Origin of the sequence: Rhodoferax sp. (genome assembly GCF_013297935.1) — a bacterium.
Taxonomy (GTDB): domain Bacteria; phylum Pseudomonadota; class Gammaproteobacteria; order Burkholderiales; family Burkholderiaceae_C; genus Allorhodoferax.
Genome location: NZ_JAAFIX010000006.1, coordinates 52,064 through 70,312 on the forward strand (window position 1 = coordinate 52,064; position 18,249 = coordinate 70,312).

Below are 18,249 nucleotides of genomic sequence, written 5' to 3' on the forward strand. Positions count from 1 at the left end.
ACCCTATGATGAAAATTGAATGCAAGAACGTCTTCAAGACCTTTGGCACCACCACCGCCCTGCAGGATGTGAACCTGGGCATTGCCGACAACGAGTTCGTGACGCTGGTCGGCGCCTCGGGCTGCGGCAAGTCCACCCTGTTGCGCACGCTTGCTGGGCTGGAAACCCACAGCGCGGGTGACGTGCTGGTCAATGGCAAACCGGTCACCGGCCCCGGCCAGGACCGCGCCATGGTGTTCCAGCACTACAGCCTCTACCCCTGGTTGCGGGTGGAAGACAACATCCGCTTTTGCCGGCAGCTCAGCGCCCACACCGCAGAGCGCAGCAGTGCGGATGTAGAAGCCGCCTCCGGCCGTGCGGATGCGCTTTTGCGCTTGATGGGCCTGACCGCCTCGGCCAAGGCCTACCCGAACCAGCTCTCCGGCGGCATGCAGCAGCGCGTGGCGATTGCCCGTGCGCTGATGGGCCGGCCCGACATGCTGCTGATGGACGAGCCCTTCGGCGCACTGGACGCCCAGACCCGCGAGGTCATGCACGACCTGATCTTGTATGTGCACCGCCTGGAGCGCACCACGATCGTGTTTGTGACCCATGACGTGGAGGAAGCCATTTACCTCGGCCACCGCGTGGTGCTCATGGCGCCGCGCCCCGGCCGCATTGACTCCATCTACGACGTACCCCTGCCGGCGCAGCGGACGCAGGACATGAAACTCGCGCCCGAGTTCACCCGACTCAAGCGCCAGCTGCTGGACCGTATCCGCGAGACCTCCGGCATGAAGACCGACCTTGACCAACTCCAGCGCCTGAGCGGCGCTGTCGAAGAAGGAAGCCCTGTATGACGACCCCTCTCTCTGAATCGCTGTTGTGGGAAGAACACCTGCCCGGCGGTAACCACTGGTCCGGCCGCCTGCGCCGGGGCACCGCCCTGCGACTGACCGACCTCCAAGGCGGCGCCAATGTGTCGGCTCTGTTCTTCAATGCCGAGCAGCCGCTGGAGCGTTACAACATGCCCGACACCCTGAAGTCGCAGCACACCGCCTACCTGGCGGCAGGCTACGTCTGCCAGTCCGACATGGGCCGCGTGCTGTGCTCCATCACCGCCGACAGCCTGGGCTGGCACGACACCTGGTGCGGCGTGAGCGACGCGGCCATGGTGCAAGCCCGTTTTGGCGAGAAGCACTACCAGCAGCACCGCAACGCCATGCACCGCAACGGGCGCGACAACCTGCTCATCGAGCTGGCCAAGTGGGGCCTGGGCGTGCGCGATCTGGTGCCCTGCATCAACTTCTTCAGCAAAGTGGTGACCGATGACGCCGGTGCGCTGCGCCACGTGCCCGGCCACAGTGCGGCGGGCAGCACGGTGGACCTGCGTTTTGAGATGGACACCTTGGTCGTGCTGAGCAGCGCGCCGCACCCGCTGGACGCCAACCCGGTCTATGCCCCGGCCGACGTGCGCTTAAGCGCCTACCGCGCCCCCCCCGTGGCCGCAGACGACGCCTGCCGCACCCGCTGCGCGCAGAACGGCCGCGCCTTCACCAACACCGAACGTTATTGCGGAGTCGCAGCATGAGCGCCTTGCTGAAAAGCCCCCTCGACCCGGCACACGCCGTGCTGGACCAGACCTGCCTGGCCGGTGACCCGTGGATGGGCACCGTGCGTGCGGGCCAAACCTTCCGCATCCTCGACCTCGAAGGCAACCAGGCCGTAGACACTTTGTTTTACAGCGCCGCGGACGGCCAGGAGCGCTACAGCGCGGCCGACACCCTGGCCCGCAACGGCCAGCTCTACCTCGGGCTGGGCTCCAAGCTGTATTCCAACGCAGGTCGGGTCATGCTCACCATTACCGCCGACACCTGCGGCCGCCACGACACCCTGGGCGGCGCCTGCTCCAGCGAAAGCAACACCGTGCGCTACGCCTTGGACAAGCGGCCCATGCACAGCTGCCGCGACAGCTTCATGTTCGCCTTGTGTCACCACCGCGAGGCGGGCTTGCTGGGCCTGGGCAAACGCGACATTGCGCCCAACATCAACTTCTTCATGAACGTGCCAGTCACCCCCGAAGGCCACCTGAGCTTTGCCGATGGCATCTCGGGTGCGGGCAAGTATGTGGAGATGAAGGCCGAGATGGATGTGGTGGTGCTCATCTCCAACTGCCCGCAGCTCAACAACCCCTGCAACGGCTACAACCCCACGCCCATCCGCCTGCTGGTCTGGAACTGATTGCTATTGAATTCATAGCTGTTTGCGCATATTAAACGAGGGCTGGAAGGCGATTTCATGCCTAAGTCCCACCTGCCACGGGACGACTCGTGGTGTGTACACCAACCGGCGGGACGGCCCGCCACCGGGGAACTTCCTCATGTTTGATACCGTTTTGATTGCCAACCGCGGCGCCATCGCCTGCCGTGTGATCCGCAGCCTCCGGGCGCTGGGCTTGCGCTCGGTGGCGGTGTATTCCGAAGCCGATGCCGACTCCCTGCACGTGGCCCAGGCCGACGAGGCCGTGTGCATCGGTCCCGCACCGGCGGCCCAGAGCTACCTGAATATGCAGCGCATTTTGGAGGTCGCCCGCGCTACCGGGGCAGGGGCCATCCACCCCGGCTACGGCTTCTTGTCCGAAAACCCTGATTTTGCCCAGGCCTGCGAAGACGCAGGCATTGCCTTCATCGGCCCCACCCCGGCGCAGATGCGGGCCTTCGGCCTCAAGCACACCGCCCGTGCCTTGGCCGAGGCCCAGGGCGTGCCGCTTTTGCCCGGCAGCGGCTTGCTGGCCGATGTGGCACAAGCGCTGGCCGAGGCCGCACGCATCGGCTACCCCGTCATGCTCAAAAGCACGGCGGGCGGCGGCGGTATCGGCATGCGCCTGATCCGCAGCGAGGCCGAGATGGGCCCTGCGTTTGAAGCGGTACAACGCCTGGCGACGGCCAACTTCAAAGACGCAGGCTTGTTTTTAGAGAAGTTTGTCGAGCGCGCCCGCCATATCGAGGTGCAGCTCTTCGGCGACGGCCAAGGCACGGTGGTGGCGCTGGGGGAGCGCGATTGCTCGGCCCAGCGGCGCAACCAGAAAGTGGTGGAAGAAACCCCCGCCCCCGGCCTGAGCGACGCCACCCGCCAAGCCCTGCAAGCCACCGCCGTTCGCTTGGCCCGTGCGGTTAACTACCGCTCTGCCGGTACGGTGGAATACGTGCTGGACGCCGACACCGGCGCCTTCTACTTTCTGGAGGTCAACACCCGCCTGCAGGTGGAGCACGGGGTCACCGAGCAGGTGTTTGGTGTCGACCTCGTGGGCTGGATGTTGCGCCTGGCGCGGGGCGACCAGTTCGCGCTGGACGTGCCAGCGCCGCAAGGCGCGTCTATCCAGGTCCGCCTCTATGCCGAAGACCCGGCCCGTAACTTCCAGCCCTGCGCGGGCGGCTTGACGGAGGTCGTGTTTCCTGACGACGCTAGAGTTGAAACTTGGGTCGCCACCGGCAGCGACGTGCCGCCCAACTACGACCCCATGATCGCCAAGCTCATCGTCACCGGCACCGACCGGGCCGACGCGGTGGCCAAGCTGCAGGCCGCGCTGGCTGCCACCCGCCTCGGCGGTATTGAAACCAACCTGCGCTACCTGCGCGCAGTGGCTGCCGACCCGGTGTTTGTGGAAGGCCGTATGGTCACCCGCAGCCTGGGCGAGCTGCACTACCAGCCGCAAGCGCTGGAAGTGCTGGAGCCCGGCGTGCAAACCACCCTGCAAGACCACCCCGGACGCACCGGTTACTGGGCGGTAGGTGTGCCGCCCAGCGGCCCCATGGACGATTTGGCCATGGGCTTGGCCAACCGGCTGGTGGGCAACGCGCCCGGCACGGCCGCGCTGGAGTGCACGCTCAGCGGCCCGCGCCTGCGCTTTCATGCCGACACGGTGGTGGCAGTGTGTGGCGCGCCCATGGCCTTGGCGGTGGACGGCCTGCCTTTGCCGCTCTGGCAGACCCACACCATCCGCGCAGGCAGTGTGCTCAGCCTGGGCGCCGTGCAGGGCGCGGGCGCCCGCAGCTACTTGGCCGTGCGTGGTGGCTTTGATGTGCCGCTGTACCTGGGCAGCCGCTCCACCTTCACGCTGGGCCAATTCGGTGGTCATGCGGGGCGCACCCTGCGCGCGGGCGACATGCTGCACGTTGGCGCAGACGTTGTCGCAGACGCACTGACCAGTCTGCCGCCCGAGGTGGTGCCCGCCTATGGCGCGCAGTGGGACATTGCGGTGCTCTACGGCCCGCACGGCGCGCCCGACTTCTTCACCGATGGCGATGTAGACATGTTCTTCGCCACCGACTGGGAGGTGCACTACAACTCCAGCCGCACCGGCGTGCGCCTGATCGGCCCCAAGCCCCAATGGGCGCGCCGCGATGGCGGCGAGGCGGGTTTGCACCCCTCCAACATTCACGACAACGCCTATGCCATAGGCGCCATCGACTTCACCGGCGATATGCCCGTCATCCTCGGGCCCGACGGCCCCAGCCTCGGGGGCTTTGTGTGCCCTGCGGTGCTGCTGGCCAGCGAGCGCTGGAAGATGGGGCAGCTGCGCCCCGGCGACACGGTGCGCTTTCGCTGTGTGACGGCGGACGAGGCAGCCACCCTGCACGCGGCCCACGTCGCCCGGGTGCAGCAGCTCGCTTACGCCCCACCGGCGCTGCCCCTGCGCACTGCGGCGGTCGGCTCACCCGTGCTGGCCCAGCGCGCAGCCCAAGGCGACCGCCCGGCGCTTGTGCTGCGCCAGGCGGGCGACCGCTATGTGCTGGTGGAGCTGGGTGACGCGGTGCTGGACATTGCCCTGCGCATGCGGGTGCACGCGCTCATGCAAGCCCTGCAAAGCCAGAACCTGCCGGGCATCGTGGACCTGACGCCGGGCATCCGCTCGCTTCAAGTGCATTTTGAGCCTCTAGCCCTCGAATTACCTGCGCTGATAGCTGCAATTTTTATAGCAGACGACGCCTTGGGCGACACCGCCGACATCGCGGTGCCCTCGCGTACGGTGTACCTGCCGCTCTCCTGGGACGACAGCGCCACCCGCCTGGCCATCGAGAAGTACATGCAGTCGGTGCGGCCGGACGCACCCTGGTGCCCGAGCAACATCGAGTTCATCCGCCGCATCAACGGGCTGCAAAGCATTGAAGAGGTGCAGCGCATCGTGTTCGAGGCGCGCTATCTCGTCATGGGGCTGGGCGATGTGTATCTGGGCGCGCCGGTGGCCACGCCGCTGGACCCGCGGCACCGCTTGGTCACCACCAAATACAACCCCGCCCGCACCTGGACGCCGGAAAATGCCGTGGGCATAGGCGGCGCCTACATGTGTGTCTACGGTATGGAAGGCCCCGGAGGCTATCAGTTTGTGGGCCGCACCCTGCAAATGTGGAACCGCTGGCGCGACGCCACCAGCGGCGCCCCCGCCTTTGAGGCGGGCAAGCCCTGGCTGCTGCGCTTTTTCGACCAGATTCGCTTCTACCCCGTGGGCGAGGAGGAGCTGCTGCGCATCCGCCGCGACTTTCCCGCCGGGCGCTACCCGTTGCGGGTGGAGGAGGGCACCTTCCGCCTGCGCGACTACCAGCACTTTCTGGACACGCATGCCACCGACATTGCCAACTTCCGCCAGGTGCAAGGCCAGGCGTTTGAAGAAGAGCGCGAACGCTGGCGCGAAGCGGGCCAGGCCGAATACGTGGGCGAGCCCGAAGCCGCCGACACCACCGGCAGCGCCGAGGCCCTGCCTGCGGGCGCACGGGCGGCCACCACGGCGGTGCCCGGCAGCGTCTGGAAGCTGCTGGTGGCCGAGGGTGCCACGGTGAGCGAGGGCGAGCCCCTGCTGATCGTGGAGTCTATGAAGATGGAATTTGCCGTGTCGGCCCCCTGTGCCGGGCGGGTGCTCCAGCTGCTGTGCCGCGAAGGGCAGGCCGTGGGCGCCGGACAAAACGTTGTTGTGATTCAAGGAGAAACCGCATGAAAGCCACCCCCCTGTCCCTGAGCATTGCGAGCCTGCAGCAGGCCTACCGCGACGGCATGCTCACCCCCTTGCAAGTGGTGGAGCAGGTAGTGGCTGCCATTGCTGACGACAGCCACCACGCCTGGATCCACCGCATCGACATCGACACACTGCGCGCGCGCGCCAGCGCATTGATGGCGCGCGGCCCCGAGGGGCTGCCGCTCTGGGGCATTCCCTTTGCCATCAAGGACAACATCGACCTGGCCGGCGTGCCCACCACCGCCGGCTGCCCCGACTACGCCTACACCCCGGAGCAGAGTGCCACCGTGGTGCAGCGGCTGCTGGATGCGGGGGCCATTGCCATCGGCAAGACCAATCTGGACCAATTTGCCACCGGCCTGAACGGCACCCGCTCGCCCTATGGCGCGTGCCGGAACTCCTACAACCCCGATTTCGTGTCCGGCGGCTCCAGCGCAGGCTCGGCGGTGTCGGTCGCTCTGGGGCAGGTGAGCTTTTCGCTGGGCACGGATACCGCAGGCTCCGGCCGGGTGCCCGCGGGCTTTAACCATTTGGTGGGGCTCAAGCCCAGTCTGGGGCTGCTGTCCACCCATGGTGTAGTGCCGGCCTGCCGCACGCTGGATGTGGTGTCCATCTTCGCGCTCACGGCAGATGACGCGCAGCAAGTGTTCGCCGTGGCCCATGCCCCGGACCCGCAAGACGCCTACTCTCGCGCCACACCTGCTCATGGATTTGACTTCGGGCGTGCAGCCCGCTGGCGCGTGGGAGTGCCCCGCGCCGACCAATTGCAGTTCTTTGGCGACGCTGGCTACGCCCAGGTGTTTGAAGAGGCCCGTGCCCGCGCCCTGTCGCTAGGTGCCGAGCTCGTGGAAATCGACTTTGCCCCGTTTCAAGAAACCGCCCGTTTGCTCTACGAAGGCCCGTGGGTCGCCGAGCGTTACCAAGCCATTCGCGCGTTTATCGATGCGAAGCCGGAGGCGGTGTTTCCGGTCACCCGCGAAATCACTTTGGGCGGTGCCAAGCCGCTGGCGGCCGACGCGTTCGCGGCGCAGTACCGCTTGCGTGCGCTGGCCCAGCGCTGCCACGCGGTGTGGAGTGGCATCGACTGCATGCTGCTGCCCACGTCCCCGACCATCCACACCATCGAGACCATGCTGGCCGAGCCCATCGCCCGCAATAGCGACTTCGGTTATTACACCAACTTCGTCAATCTGTTGGACTACTCCGCTATTGCGGTGCCCATGGGCTTCCGGCCCGACGGCATGCCGTGTGGCGTGACCTTTGTGGCCCCGGCCTTTCAGGACCAGCCGCTGCTGCACCTCGCACAACGCTGGCAACACGCCTTGCAGGGCAAGGCGGCAACCCTGGGGGCTACCGGCCACACCGCCGTCCCCATGGCACCTGTGCAGGCTGTGCCCAGCGGGCAGGTGCAGGTGGCGGTGTGCGGCGCACATCTGGAAGGGCAGCCCCTGAACAGCCAGCTCACCAGCCGCGGCGCCCGCTTGGTGCAGCGCACCACCACCAGCCCGGACTACCGCCTGGTCGCGTTGCCGGACGGCAAACGCCCCGGTTTGGCCCGTGTGCCCCAAAGCGGCGTGGCGATTGAGGTCGAGGTATGGGAGATGCCAGTACGCGAATTCGGCAGTTTTGTGGCCGGCATTCCGGCGCCTTTAGGGATTGGCCGCACCGTGCTGGCCGATGGCAGCCAGGTGCCGGGCTTTATCTGCGAGCCAGCAGGGCTGGAGGGCGCGCAGGACATCAGCCACTTTGGGAGCTGGCGCGCCTACCTGCAATCCAAGGTACGTTAATCGCGCGGTGTGGCGTAGAGTGGCAGGACAAGGCAGGCAAGGGAATTCCTGTCTTGGTTCTGCCACGGCAGGCCGGTAGACTCGTCCGACCTCTCAAGTCCGACAACTTTACAGATGCTTTGCACAGCAGTCGGAATTGACATAGTCAATTTACGTTGGCGCGGCCTATCATCAAAAATGAGAGCCGAACGCATGCGTTTGTGATGCCCGTCCTGCCCCTTTTTGCCACCTGTCCTTGCCCCGCCCATGAACCTTTATCGTGCCAAAGTCGCGCTGGCTTGCTCAGCCTTGCCCTTATTCATCCTGGGTTGCTCCGGCAAGACGGACACCGCACCGGCGGCCGCCGCATCGGGCGCTGCCAGCCCGGCGGCCACACCGGCCAGCGGTGCAGCCAGCGCCCCGGCTGGCGGGCCCGCCTCGGTGAGCACGGTGAAGGCGCAAAAGAAAGACCTCAACGTCACCCTCAAGGCGAGCGGTACGGTGGTGCCGCTCAACGTGGTGGATGTCCGAACCCAAATGAACAGCACCATCAAAAGCGTGCATTTCAAAGAAGGCCAGTTCGTCAAAGCCGGGCAACTGCTCTTCACCCTGGATGCGCGCACCGATGAGGCCAATGTGGCCAAAGCAGCGGCGCAACTGGCCAAAGACAATGTGTCGCTGGTGGATGCCAAGCGCCAGTTTGAGCGTGCAAAGCAGCTGTTTGCGCAAAATTTCATCTCGCAGGGCTCCGTGGATACTGCGCAGGCCCTGGTCGACAGCGTGAATGCGACGGTCGTCGCTGACCAGGCGGCGCTCGATGCCGCCAAGGTGGCCTTGTCGTATTCCCGCATCGTCGCACCGGCGTCCGGTCGGGCGGGCGCGGTCAATGTGTTTGTCGGTAGCGCGGTGCAGGTCAATGTGACAAGCTTGGTCACCATCACCCAGCTGGACCCGGTGGGCATTCAGTTCAGCATTCCGCAGCGCAACCTTGGCGACGCTTTGTCGGCCTTGAAAGAAGGTGCATCGGTGAAAGCCACCCTGGCTGACGGCGGCGGCAGCTACAAGGGCAAATTGCAGTTTGTGGACAGTGCGGTCGATGCGAGTTCGGGCGCGGTGAGGGCTAAAGCTGTGTTTGCCAATCCGGACAACAAGCTCTGGCCGGGTGCCTTTGCTGAAGTGCAGCAGACCATTGCCAGCCTTCCCGATGCGGTGGTGATTCCTGTGGCCTCCATCGTGCAAGGTGCGCGCGGCACCATCGTGTATGTGGTCGAAGACGGCAAAGCGGTGCTCAAACCCGTCAAGCTGGTGTATTCCGAAGCGGGAGAGGCGGCTGTAACGGGCATCAAAGCCGGAGACTCTGTGGTGCTGGACGGCAAACAAAACCTGCGGCCTAACGTGCCGGTGGTGGAGCGTGCCAAAGAAAGCCCAGAGGGCAAAGGCAAGCAGAAAGACGGGGACGCTAAACCCTCAGAATCCAAGGCCTCGGATAACAAGCCCGCCGCCAGTGACGCAGCCAAGCCCGCCACACCATGAACATCTCTGAACATTTCATCCGCCGTCCGGTGATGACGGTGCTGCTCAACCTTGCCATCGTCATGGCGGGGGTGATTGGGTTTCGCAGCATTCCGGTGGCCGCATTGCCGAGTTATGACACGCCGGTGATCAACGTCTCCGCCTCGCTGGCTGGTGCCAGCCCGGAGACCATGGCCACCGCAGTGGCGCTGCCGCTCGAAAAGCAGTTCCAGACTGTGCCGGGACTGAAAACGATCAGCTCCACCAGCACACTCGGCAGCACCTCGCTGACCCTGGAGTTTGAGGAGTCCCGCAACATCGACGCCGCTGCGGTAGACGTGCAGGCCGCCTTGCTGCGCGCCCAGCGCGCATTGCCCAGCGACATGACCAACCCGCCGTCGTATCGCAAGGTGAACCCTGCGGACGCACCGGTGTTGCTGGTGGCGCTGCAATCCCCCTCTTTGTCGCCGGCGGAGCTGCAAGACTATGCAGAGCACCTGATCGTGCCCACGCTCTCGACCGTGAACGGGGTGGCGCAGGTCAACGTGTTCGGGTCCAAGCGCTACGCGGTGCGGGTGCGGGTGCAGCCACAGGCGCTGGTCGCCCGCAACATCGGGCTGGACGAAATCAGTGCCGCCCTGCGAGCCGCCAACGTGAACACGCCTGTGGGCACCTTGGAGGGACCCAAGCAAACCTTGGTGCTGCAGGCCAACAAGCAACTGCGCTCGGCAGAAGAGTTTGCAGCCTTGATTGTCAGCACAAAAGGCGGCAACCCGGTGCGTCTGCGCGATGTCGCTGTCGTGGAAGACAGTCTGGAAACGCTCAAAAGCTGGGCCACCCTGAACGGCGAACCTTCCATCACCTTGGCGGTGCAACGCCAGCCGGGTGCCAATACGGTGCAAGTGGTCGACTCTATCCGCGCTGCCCTGCCGGCCTTGCAGTCCCAGATGCCGGCCTCCGTCAAGCTCACGCCGGTGAACGACCGCTCCTTGTCCGTGCGCGAGGCTTTGCACGATGTGACCCTGACTCTGGCTGGGACTATTGTTCTGGTCGTGCTGGTCATCTTCTTGTTTTTGCGCCGCTTTGTGGCCACCGTGATTCCTGCACTTTCATTGCCGGTGTCCCTCATGGGGGCAGTGGCCTTGCTGTGGGGCCTGAACTACAGCCTCGACAACATCTCACTGCTCGGGCTGACCTTGGCGGTGGGGCTGGTAGTGGACGACGCCATCGTGGTGCTGGAGAACATCATCCGCCACGTGGAAAAAGGCGAGAACGCGTTTCAGGCCGCCTTGCGCGGTGCGCGTGAAGTCGGCTTCACCATCATCTCGATTTCGGTGTCGTTGATTGCGGTGTTCATTCCCATCTTCTTCATGCCCGGCGTGATCGGCCTGTTGTTCCACGAGTTTGCCGTGGTGGTGGGCTTATCGATTGTGGTGTCTGCATTTGTGTCGCTGACCCTGGTGCCCATGCTGGCCAGCCGCTTCTTGAAAGACGAAGCGCACATGAAGCGCCCCGGTGTGGTGGTGCGCAGTTTCGAGCGCGCCTTCAACGCCACCTTGGCCGGCTACACCCGCATGCTGGATCTGGCGCTCGCGCACCGCTGGGTGATTTTGGCGATTGCGCTCTCTACCTTTGTGGCTACCGCGTGGCTACTGCAAGTGATTCCCAAGGGCTTCTTCCCGGAAGAAGACATCGGCCAGATCCAGGTCACGACCGAGGCCGCAGAAGACACCTCATTCACCGCCATGGTGGCCTTGCAAGAGCGTGCCGCTGAAATCATCCGCAAAGACCCGAACGTGGCCATGGTGAGCTCGTTCAATGGCGGCAATGGCGCGCAGAACACCGGCCGCATGTTTGTGACACTCAAGCCCCAGTCCGAACGCGAGCCCATGAAAAAAGTGGTGGAAGGCCTGCGAAAGAAGTTGCGTGGCGTGGCCGGCATCAACGTGTTCATGCGCCCCACCCAGAACTTGCAGCTGGGCGGCCGCCAGAGCAAGGCGCAGTACCAGTACATCCTGCAAAGTATCCGGGCCGACGAGCTCAGCACCTGGGCCCAAAAGCTGCAGGAAAAGCTGCGCACGGACCCGGTGTTCCGCGACGTGACCAGCGACTCCCAGCTGCGTGGTTTGCAGGCGCAACTCAAGATCGACCGTGACCGTGCCAACTCTCTGGGCGTGTCGGTGGACAGCATCCGCACCGCCCTGTTCAGTGCCTTCGGCGAGCGCCAGGTCTCCACCATTTACCTGCCGACCGATAGCTACCAGGTCATCATGGAGGTGGCCCCCGAGGCCAAGCAGGACGAGTCTGCCATTAACGGCATTTATGTCCGCTCCAGCACTGGTGCTCTGGTGCCCCTGAGCAGCTTCACCACGGTGGAGCGTTCGGTAGGCCCGACCTCCATCAACCACGTGGGCCAATTGCAAGCGGTCACGGTGTCGTTCAACCTGGCGCCCGGGGCTGCCTTGGGAGACGCCACCGCGCGGATCGATGCTGCCCGCGAGGCCATCCAGATGCCAAGCTCCATCATCAGCAGCTACGGTGGCGATGCTGCCGTCTTCAAAAACTCGCAAGGCAGCCAGGCGATCCTGATCGTTGCGGCGCTGCTGGTGATTTATGTGTTGCTGGGGGTGCTGTACGAGAGCTATATCCACCCCATCACCATCCTGGCCGGTCTGCCATCGGCCGCCACCGGTGCACTGGCCACGCTCATGTTTTTCGGACAGGACCTGACGCTGATCGCCACCATCGGCCTGGTGCTGCTCATCGGTATCGTGAAGAAGAACGCGATCATGATGATTGACTTCGCCCTCGATGCGCAGCGCCATATGGGCATGACACCGGCCGAGGCGATCCGCGAGGCGTGTATCTTGCGTTTCCGCCCCATCATGATGACCACGCTGGCCGCACTCATGGGCGCCCTGCCGATTGCGCTGGGTATCGGCGCCGGTGCAGAGCTGCGTCAGCCCCTGGGATTGGCCGTGGTGGGCGGGCTGATCTTCTCGCAGGCCATCACCCTGTTCATCACGCCGGTGCTCTACCTGATGCTGGAGCGGTTTAGCGGCACGGGCCCTATCGTCACGCCCGAGGCTGCGCAGGTCGAGGTGTAAGCCACACCATGCCGCGCTTTGCTGCCAACCTCTCGCTGCTCTACAACGAGCACGCCTTTCTGGACCGCTTTGCCGCAGCGGCACAAGACGGGTTCACCGCAGTCGAGTTTCTGTTTCCGTATGACTACGCTGCGGCCGATATAGCGAGCCGGTTGCAGGCGCATGGCTTGCAGCAGGTCTTGATGAACGCACCCCCCGGTGACTGGGCTTGTGGCGAGCGCGGCATTGCCGCGCTGCCCGGGCGGGAGGCCGAGTTCCGCGAGGGCTTTGCCCGCGCGCTGGACTATGCCCACGCACTCGACTGCCCCCGCATTCATGTGCTGGCCGGTGTGTTGCCGCCCGGTGCAGACGCCGCAGCATGCCAAGCGGTCTACGAGTCCAACCTCGCTTGGGCTGCCCGGCAGGCGGCAGTGGTGGGGTGCACGGTGCTGATCGAGCCCATCAACACCCGCGACTTTCCGGGCTACCTGTTGCAAACCCAGGCGCAGGCCCATGCGCTTGTGCAGGCGGTGGGCGCGCCCAACCTGCAAGTGCAGTTTGACCTGTACCACTGTCAGGTCATGGAGGGCGATGTCGCCACCAAGCTCCGCGCGTATCTGCCCACCGGCCGGGTCGGCCATATTCAGATTGCGGGCGTCCCCGGCCGGCATGAGCCCGACGTGGGGGAGCTGAACTACGCCTACCTGTTTGGCGTGATTGACGAAGTCTCCGCGCAGTGCGGCTGGGATGGCTGGGTGGGCTGCGAGTACCGGCCGCAGCGTGGCACGGTTGCCGGCGCCACCCGCGAGGGCTTGGGCTGGCTGCCACGTCGATCAGGGTAAGTCCCTAAAATCGATGGATGACTGAAACCTCCTCCACCGTAATCGCCACCCACAGTGGCACCTTCCACGCCGACGATGTATTTGGCGTGGGCATTTTGATGGGCGTGTTCCCTGCCCACACCCTGGTGCGCACCCGCAAGCAAGAGTTGATTGAGGCCGCTGACTTTGCGGTCGATGTCGGTGGCGTGTGGGATGCCGCGCGCGGCCGGTTCGACCACCATCAGCGCGGCTTCGACGGTGCCCGCCCGGCTACCGAGGTGGATGGTGCCACCGTGCCCGGCGTGGGCTATGCCAGCGCCGGCCTGGTGTGGTCTGCCCACGGCACCGCGTATGTGCAGGCATGGGCCGCGGCCGGTGGCCACGCGCTCGACGCCGCTGCGGTGGAGCAAATCGTGCGCTCCATCGACCACTCGCTGGTGCAGTACCTCGACATTGTGGACACCGGGCAGGGCGATGTGTCGCCCGGCATCTTCGGGCTCTCCAGCCTGATCGCCCAGCTCAACACCCACTGGCTCGAAGAAAAAGGCTTGGACCACGCGGCCAAGGCCCAGTTGCTGGAAACCCGCTTCCGCGAGGCGATTGCCATTACCCGCAAGTTTCTGGACCACGCCATCGGCAAAAAAGTGGCGCAAATCCGCGCCATGAATACCGTGCGCCAGGCGCCGCGCCTGCTGGAGGGGCGTGTGCTTCATTTACAAGAGGGCGGCATGCCCTGGACGCATGTGGTCGTGAATGAAATGCCCGAGGTCATGTTTGTGATTTACCCCGACTCGGACGGCGACCAGTACCAAATCAAGACCGTGCCGGTCGAAGCCGGTTCGTTCACCGCCCGTCTGGACTTGCCGGCAACTTGGGCTGGCCTGCGCGATGGTGAGTTGGCCGCGGTGAACGGCGTGGTTGACAGCGTTTTTTGCCACCTGAACCTGTTTATCGGTGGAGCCCGCAGCTTTGACGGCGCGGTGAAGATGGCTGAGTTGGCGCTGGCGGACGCTGCTGCCGCATGACGGCTCTGCAGCCACCTTCCGCACTGCAACAAGTCCGCGCAGCTATCCGCGCCAATGCGCTGCCCGGCGTGTTGCTCTGGTGCGGGCTGGCCGTGCTGCTGCTGGCCTACGCCACCGCGCCGGCGTTCCAGCAGGGTCTGGCCCGTTGGGGCGATGTCAAAGAGGCGTGGGGCCTCGCGTTTGCGTTTGTGTCTTACGTGGTGTTTGCCGTGCTGGTGCCCGAGGGCTTGAGCGTGGCGCTGGGCCGCCAGACCTGGACCCGCAAGACCACCCGCGATGTGCTCTACGCCGGGCTGGTGTTCGGCAGCATTGGCCTCACGGTGGATGTGCTGTACGGCGTGCAGGTGCATCTGTTTGGCGAGCAGAGCGATGCACTCACCCTGGTCAAAAAGATGCTGTTTGACCAGTTTGTGTATTCGCCGGTGTCTAACTTTGTGATCGTTGCCCTGTTTGCCTGGCGCGAGGGCGGTTTCACCCGCAAGACACTGCGGCATTTGTTTTCTGCCGATTTTCTGGCGCACCAGTACCTGCCGGTGCTGATTGCCATGTGGTGCGTCTGGATACCCGGTGTGATGGTGATTTACTTCATGCCCACCGAGTTGCAGTTCCCGGTGGCTTCGCTCATTCTGGTGTTCTGGATTCTGATTTTCAAGTTCGTTCGCAAAGGCTGATTGCTATAAAAAATATAGCTGCTTGCTCATATTCCACGTGGGCTAGTTGCCGATTTGGCACTAAATGCAGATGCGCTAGGCCTTTAGCGCCACTTCGATCTGCTGCAGCATGGGGGCCGCGTCGAGGTAGTCCAGGGCAATCGGGTAAACGCCCCGGGCTGTTTGCAGCACCAGGCTGGGAAAGCCCTGGATCGGCAAGCGCCGCACGGCAGCAAGCTCCGCGTGCAGTGCCTCATCCAGCGCCGGGCTGGAGAGCGCGGCGTCGAACGCGGCAGCGTCCAAGCCCAGCGACTCGGCCAGCGCCACCAGCGTGCTGGTGTCCGACGGGTTGCGGGCCTGCAGGTAATACGCCTCCTGAATCGCCTGCACCATCGCCTCCTCCGTGTCGGGATTCATCTGCCGCGCTAGTAGCACGGCACGGCAGGCGGGGTAGGTGGAGCGGCGCGGTGTGCACCGGGTCCAGAAGTCGTGGTTGAACCGCGTGCCCGGTACCCGGAGTTCAATGCTCCGCCAGATCGCCTGCAATTTGGCCTGCATGGCCGGCTCCATGGGAAGGTCGCTGTCAGGCGCCAGCCCGCCCACCCTGCGCTGCACCGTTAGCGTTGCCGGGAGCTGAGCCCGCAACTGTGCCCAGACGAGGCGGAACGCCCAGCACCAACTGCACATAGGGTCGTGGACATGGATGAGCCGGGGCAGGGGGTCGGGGGAATGGGTCATGGTGCCCATTGGATCACGGCCACGGCCACGGCCAGAGCCACAGGTGCCGGGCTAGCGTCCGGACCACGCCTGTTGCTGCGCCACAAAGCCGTCAAACGCGGCTAGCAGGGGTTGCCAGCGCGCTGCGTTGCCTTCGAGCTGCGCCAAGGCGGCGCAGGTCGCCTCCAGGGTGGAGAGCTGCCCCGGCGCGTGGGCCTTGCGGATGGCGTAGCGGCCCTCGGGCACCGTGTTGAGCACCAGCCGGGGCAGCGCTTGCAGGGCCGGGCTTTGGTGCAGCATCTTGCGGCTTTTGCGCCAGGTAGCGTCCAGCACCACCAGCCGCACGCCGGCCGGGTTGCCCAAGCGGCCGGCATCCAGCGGGGCAGGTGCTGCGTGGTCGGGGTAATCGGTCGGGGGGTAGAGCAACACGGTGTAGGCTGGCCCGGGCCACAGGCTCTGCAAGGTGGCGTGGTCAAACACCTCGCCCACGACCAACTGGCTACCGGGCAGGCTCAAGTGCAGCAGGCGCGCACTGTTTTTGGCGTGGTGCTGTTCCAGCGGGTGCTGCAGTATCAGCACCTCGCACGCAGCCGGCGTGGGCGTGACCCAGCCGCAAATACAGGTGATTTGCGGGCGCAAACACACCGCGCACACCGGGCGCGAGCCGTGGGTGGAAGAAATACTATTGCGGCGCTGCGGGAGCAGCGCGGTCAAAGTCGCTGGCGTCGTGGCGCTCGCGCAGTTGTTCTGACGGCTCACCGGTAACCCGGTTAACCATGCGACCGCGCTTCACGGCGGGGCGGGCGTAGAGTTGGTCTGCCCAGCGTTGCACATGCTTGTACTCGTGCACGCTCAAGAACTCGGCAGCACCATAGTTCCAGCCTTTGACCAAGCCGCCGTACCAGGGGAACACCGCCATGTCGGCAATGGTGTACTCGCTGCCCGCCAGGTATTCGTGGTCGGCCAGGCGGCGGTCCAGCACGTCGAGCTCGCGTTTGACTTCCATGGCAAAGCGGTCAATGGCGTATTCGATCTTGGTAGGGGCATAGGCATAAAAATGCCCGAAGCCGCCGCCCAAATAGGGCGCGCTGCCCATTTGCCAGAACAACCAGTTCAGCGTCTCGGTGCGGCCTGCAAGGTCTTTGGGCAAAAACGCCCCGAACTTTTCAGCTAAGTACAGCAGGATGGAGCCCGACTCAAACACGCGCAAGGGCTCCGCTCCACTGCGGTCCAGCAAGGCGGGGATTTTGGAGTTGGGGTTGATGTCCACAAAGCCGGAGCCGAACTGATCGCCATCACGGATGTTGATCAGCCACGCGTCGTACTCGGCGCCCGTGTGGCCCAGCGCCAGCAGCTCTTCGAGCAGGATGGTCACTTTCACGCCATTGGGCGTGCCCAGCGAATAGAGCTGCAGTGGGTGCTTGCCTACGGGCAATTCTTTGTCGTGCGTGGGGCCGGCAATCGGGCGGTTGATGTTGGCGAACGCGCCGCCGTTGTCTTTGTCCCAAGTCCAGACTTGGGGGGGTACATATTGGGTGGTGTCGCTCATGGGGGGTGCTCCGGAATGATGGGCGGTTTGCTGATTCCATGATATTCGTGAAACAGAAAGCGGCTCGGGCTGCAGGCATTCGGGGGTATAAAGGTTTCCACCATGGCAACAACCAACAAAGTCAACGATCCCGCTATGAGCGCGCCGGCAATGCAAGACGAGCACGCTCGCCTGAAAGCGCTGCCCAAGGCGGAGGTGCACCTGCACCTGGAAGGCTGCTTTGAAGCCGCGCTGATTGCGCAGTGGGCCACAACAGAAGGCGTGGCCCTGCCCCGCCCGCAGGAAGACTTGTTCAAGTTCTCGGGCCTAGCGGACTTTTTGGGTTTTCTGGATCTGGCTTGCGGCCTGGCCCGCACGCAAGACCGGCTGGTGGAGCTGGCCTACGGCCTCAGCCAGCGGCTGGCCGCCAACGGTACCGGCTATGCGGATGTCATTTTCAATCCCACCCACTGGCACGCATGGCACGGCCGCCTGGGCCCCATGCTCGACGCCATCGACGCGGGCTTTACGGCAGCGGAGCAAGACGGCTTGCCCGGCGTGGGCCTGTGCGTCAGCCTGCTGCGCACCCAGTCGGCCAACGAGGCTATCGAATTGGTGAACACCCTCACCACCCTGCGCCACCCGCGCGTGGTGGCCCTGTCGGTAGACGGCAACGAGGCCACCGCCGGCCGCACCGGCCCCCGGTTTGCGGAGGCCTTCCGCCAAGCGGGCCGTGCCGGCCTGCGCCGCACCGTGCACGCGGGCGAATCCAGCGGGCCAGAAGGCGTGTGGGATGCCGTGGAGCTACTGGGCGCTGACCGCATCGACCACGGCGTGCGCGCCATCGAAGACCCGGCGCTGGTGCGCATGCTGGCGGACCGGCAGATTCCACTTGGCGTGTGTCCCACGTCCAACCTCGTGTTGGGGGTTTATCCGTCGATTGAAGAACACCCCATTGAGCGGTTGCGGCTAGCCGGTGTGCGTGTATCCCTCAACACGGATGACCCGGCATTGCTGGGTGCGAGTCTGGTGGGGGAGTACGCGCTGTGCCGGCAGGCGTTTGGGTGGACTGATGAAGTGACGCTGGAAGTGGCGCGGACTTCGATTGAGGCTAGTTTTGCGAGTGAGGAGGTGAAGGTGGGGTTACTTAAGAGG

The 18,249-nt window shown here is 64.8% G+C and carries 13 protein-coding genes and 1 pseudogene; 11 read left to right on the top strand and 3 right to left on the bottom strand.

All coding sequences use genetic code 11. The features are described 5' to 3' along the window. Nucleotides 1-8 precede the first annotated feature (8 nt). The 10 genes from QZW03_RS10270 (at nt 9) to QZW03_RS10315 (ending at nt 14,870) form a co-directional block, all read left to right on the top strand. The gene (locus tag QZW03_RS10270; protein WP_296510079.1) at nt 9-839 is read left to right on the top strand and encodes an ABC transporter ATP-binding protein; all 831 of its coding nucleotides are present in this window, start codon (nt 9-11) and stop codon (nt 837-839) included. Then, entirely contained in the window at nt 836-1,570 is a 735-nt protein-coding gene (locus QZW03_RS10275; RefSeq protein WP_296509911.1) for an urea amidolyase associated protein UAAP1, read from the top strand. The genes QZW03_RS10270 and QZW03_RS10275 overlap by 4 nt, the downstream gene beginning before the upstream one ends. Beyond that, on the top strand, nt 1,567-2,220 hold the full coding sequence (locus tag QZW03_RS10280) for an urea amidolyase associated protein UAAP2 (protein WP_296509912.1): 654 nt from the start codon (nt 1,567-1,569) through the stop codon (nt 2,218-2,220). Before QZW03_RS10275 ends, QZW03_RS10280 begins: the two co-directional genes overlap by 4 nt. Before the next feature lie 139 nt (nt 2,221-2,359). Beyond that, on the top strand, nt 2,360-5,971 hold the full coding sequence (gene uca / locus QZW03_RS10285; protein ID WP_296509913.1) for an urea carboxylase: 3,612 nt from the start codon (nt 2,360-2,362) through the stop codon (nt 5,969-5,971). Beyond that, nucleotides 5,968-7,776 (top strand): allophanate hydrolase, encoded by a 1,809-nt coding sequence (gene atzF, locus QZW03_RS10290; protein ID WP_296509914.1) that lies wholly within the window; start codon nt 5,968-5,970, stop codon nt 7,774-7,776. The genes uca and atzF overlap by 4 nt, the downstream gene beginning before the upstream one ends. A gap of 246 nt (nt 7,777-8,022) precedes the next feature. Continuing rightward, nucleotides 8,023-9,288, top strand: coding sequence for an efflux RND transporter periplasmic adaptor subunit (locus QZW03_RS10295; RefSeq protein ID WP_296509915.1), 1,266 nt, complete (start codon nt 8,023-8,025; stop codon nt 9,286-9,288). Further along, a complete protein-coding gene (locus tag QZW03_RS10300) occupies nt 9,285-12,374 on the top strand; it encodes an efflux RND transporter permease subunit (RefSeq protein WP_296509916.1) in 3,090 nt (1,029 codons plus the stop codon). Before QZW03_RS10295 ends, QZW03_RS10300 begins: the two co-directional genes overlap by 4 nt. Nucleotides 12,375-12,382: 8 nt before the next feature. Beyond that, nucleotides 12,383-13,195 (top strand): 2-oxo-tetronate isomerase, encoded by an 813-nt coding sequence (otnI, locus tag QZW03_RS10305; protein WP_296509917.1) that lies wholly within the window; start codon nt 12,383-12,385, stop codon nt 13,193-13,195. A gap of 17 nt (nt 13,196-13,212) precedes the next feature. Next, the gene (locus QZW03_RS10310; RefSeq protein WP_296509918.1) at nt 13,213-14,199 is read left to right on the top strand and encodes an MYG1 family protein; all 987 of its coding nucleotides are present in this window, start codon (nt 13,213-13,215) and stop codon (nt 14,197-14,199) included. Then, complete coding sequence (locus QZW03_RS10315; RefSeq protein WP_296509919.1) at nt 14,196-14,870, top strand: Mpv17/PMP22 family protein; 675 nt, start codon at nt 14,196-14,198, stop codon at nt 14,868-14,870. Before QZW03_RS10310 ends, QZW03_RS10315 begins: the two co-directional genes overlap by 4 nt. 75 nt (nt 14,871-14,945) lie before the next feature. On the opposite strand, the gene QZW03_RS10320 is transcribed toward QZW03_RS10315, so the two are convergent. Genes QZW03_RS10320 through yghU form a run of 3 tightly spaced genes read right to left on the bottom strand, consistent with a single transcriptional unit; the run spans nt 14,946 to nt 17,115 of the window. After that, entirely contained in the window at nt 14,946-15,587 is a 642-nt protein-coding gene (locus tag QZW03_RS10320; RefSeq protein WP_296509920.1) for a DsbA family protein, read from the bottom strand. A gap of 51 nt (nt 15,588-15,638) precedes the next feature. Beyond that, complete coding sequence (locus QZW03_RS10325) at nt 15,639-16,271, bottom strand: tRNA-uridine aminocarboxypropyltransferase (protein ID WP_296510080.1); 633 nt, start codon at nt 16,269-16,271, stop codon at nt 15,639-15,641. Beyond that, nucleotides 16,249-17,115, bottom strand: a complete 867-nt coding sequence (yghU, locus tag QZW03_RS10330; protein WP_296509921.1) for a glutathione-dependent disulfide-bond oxidoreductase — start codon at nt 17,113-17,115, stop codon at nt 16,249-16,251. The genes QZW03_RS10325 and yghU overlap by 23 nt, the downstream gene beginning before the upstream one ends. Nucleotides 17,116-17,265: 150 nt before the next feature. Between yghU and add the strand changes: the two are divergent. After that, nucleotides 17,266-18,243 (top strand): annotated as a pseudogene (gene add / locus QZW03_RS10335) (adenosine deaminase); the annotation flags it as partial. Nucleotides 18,244-18,249: the final 6 nt, after the last annotated feature.

What these genes read in the sequence shown, in the direction of transcription:
- QZW03_RS10270 (WP_296510079.1), top strand. Translation starts at nt 9, where the DNA reads ATGAAAATTGAATGCAAGAACGTCTTCAAGACCTTTGGCACCACCACC.
- QZW03_RS10275 (WP_296509911.1), top strand. Translation starts at nt 836, where the DNA reads ATGACGACCCCTCTCTCTGAATCGCTGTTGTGGGAAGAACACCTGCCC.
- QZW03_RS10280 (WP_296509912.1), top strand. Translation starts at nt 1,567, where the DNA reads ATGAGCGCCTTGCTGAAAAGCCCCCTCGACCCGGCACACGCCGTGCTG.
- uca (WP_296509913.1), top strand. Translation starts at nt 2,360, where the DNA reads ATGTTTGATACCGTTTTGATTGCCAACCGCGGCGCCATCGCCTGCCGT.
- atzF (WP_296509914.1), top strand. Translation starts at nt 5,968, where the DNA reads ATGAAAGCCACCCCCCTGTCCCTGAGCATTGCGAGCCTGCAGCAGGCC.
- QZW03_RS10295 (WP_296509915.1), top strand. Translation starts at nt 8,023, where the DNA reads ATGAACCTTTATCGTGCCAAAGTCGCGCTGGCTTGCTCAGCCTTGCCC.
- QZW03_RS10300 (WP_296509916.1), top strand. Translation starts at nt 9,285, where the DNA reads ATGAACATCTCTGAACATTTCATCCGCCGTCCGGTGATGACGGTGCTG.
- otnI (WP_296509917.1), top strand. Translation starts at nt 12,383, where the DNA reads ATGCCGCGCTTTGCTGCCAACCTCTCGCTGCTCTACAACGAGCACGCC.
- QZW03_RS10310 (WP_296509918.1), top strand. Translation starts at nt 13,213, where the DNA reads ATGACTGAAACCTCCTCCACCGTAATCGCCACCCACAGTGGCACCTTC.
- QZW03_RS10315 (WP_296509919.1), top strand. Translation starts at nt 14,196, where the DNA reads ATGACGGCTCTGCAGCCACCTTCCGCACTGCAACAAGTCCGCGCAGCT.
- QZW03_RS10320 (WP_296509920.1), bottom strand. Translation starts at nt 15,587, where the DNA reads ATGACCCATTCCCCCGACCCCCTGCCCCGGCTCATCCATGTCCACGAC.
- yghU (WP_296509921.1), bottom strand. Translation starts at nt 17,115, where the DNA reads ATGAGCGACACCACCCAATATGTACCCCCCCAAGTCTGGACTTGGGAC.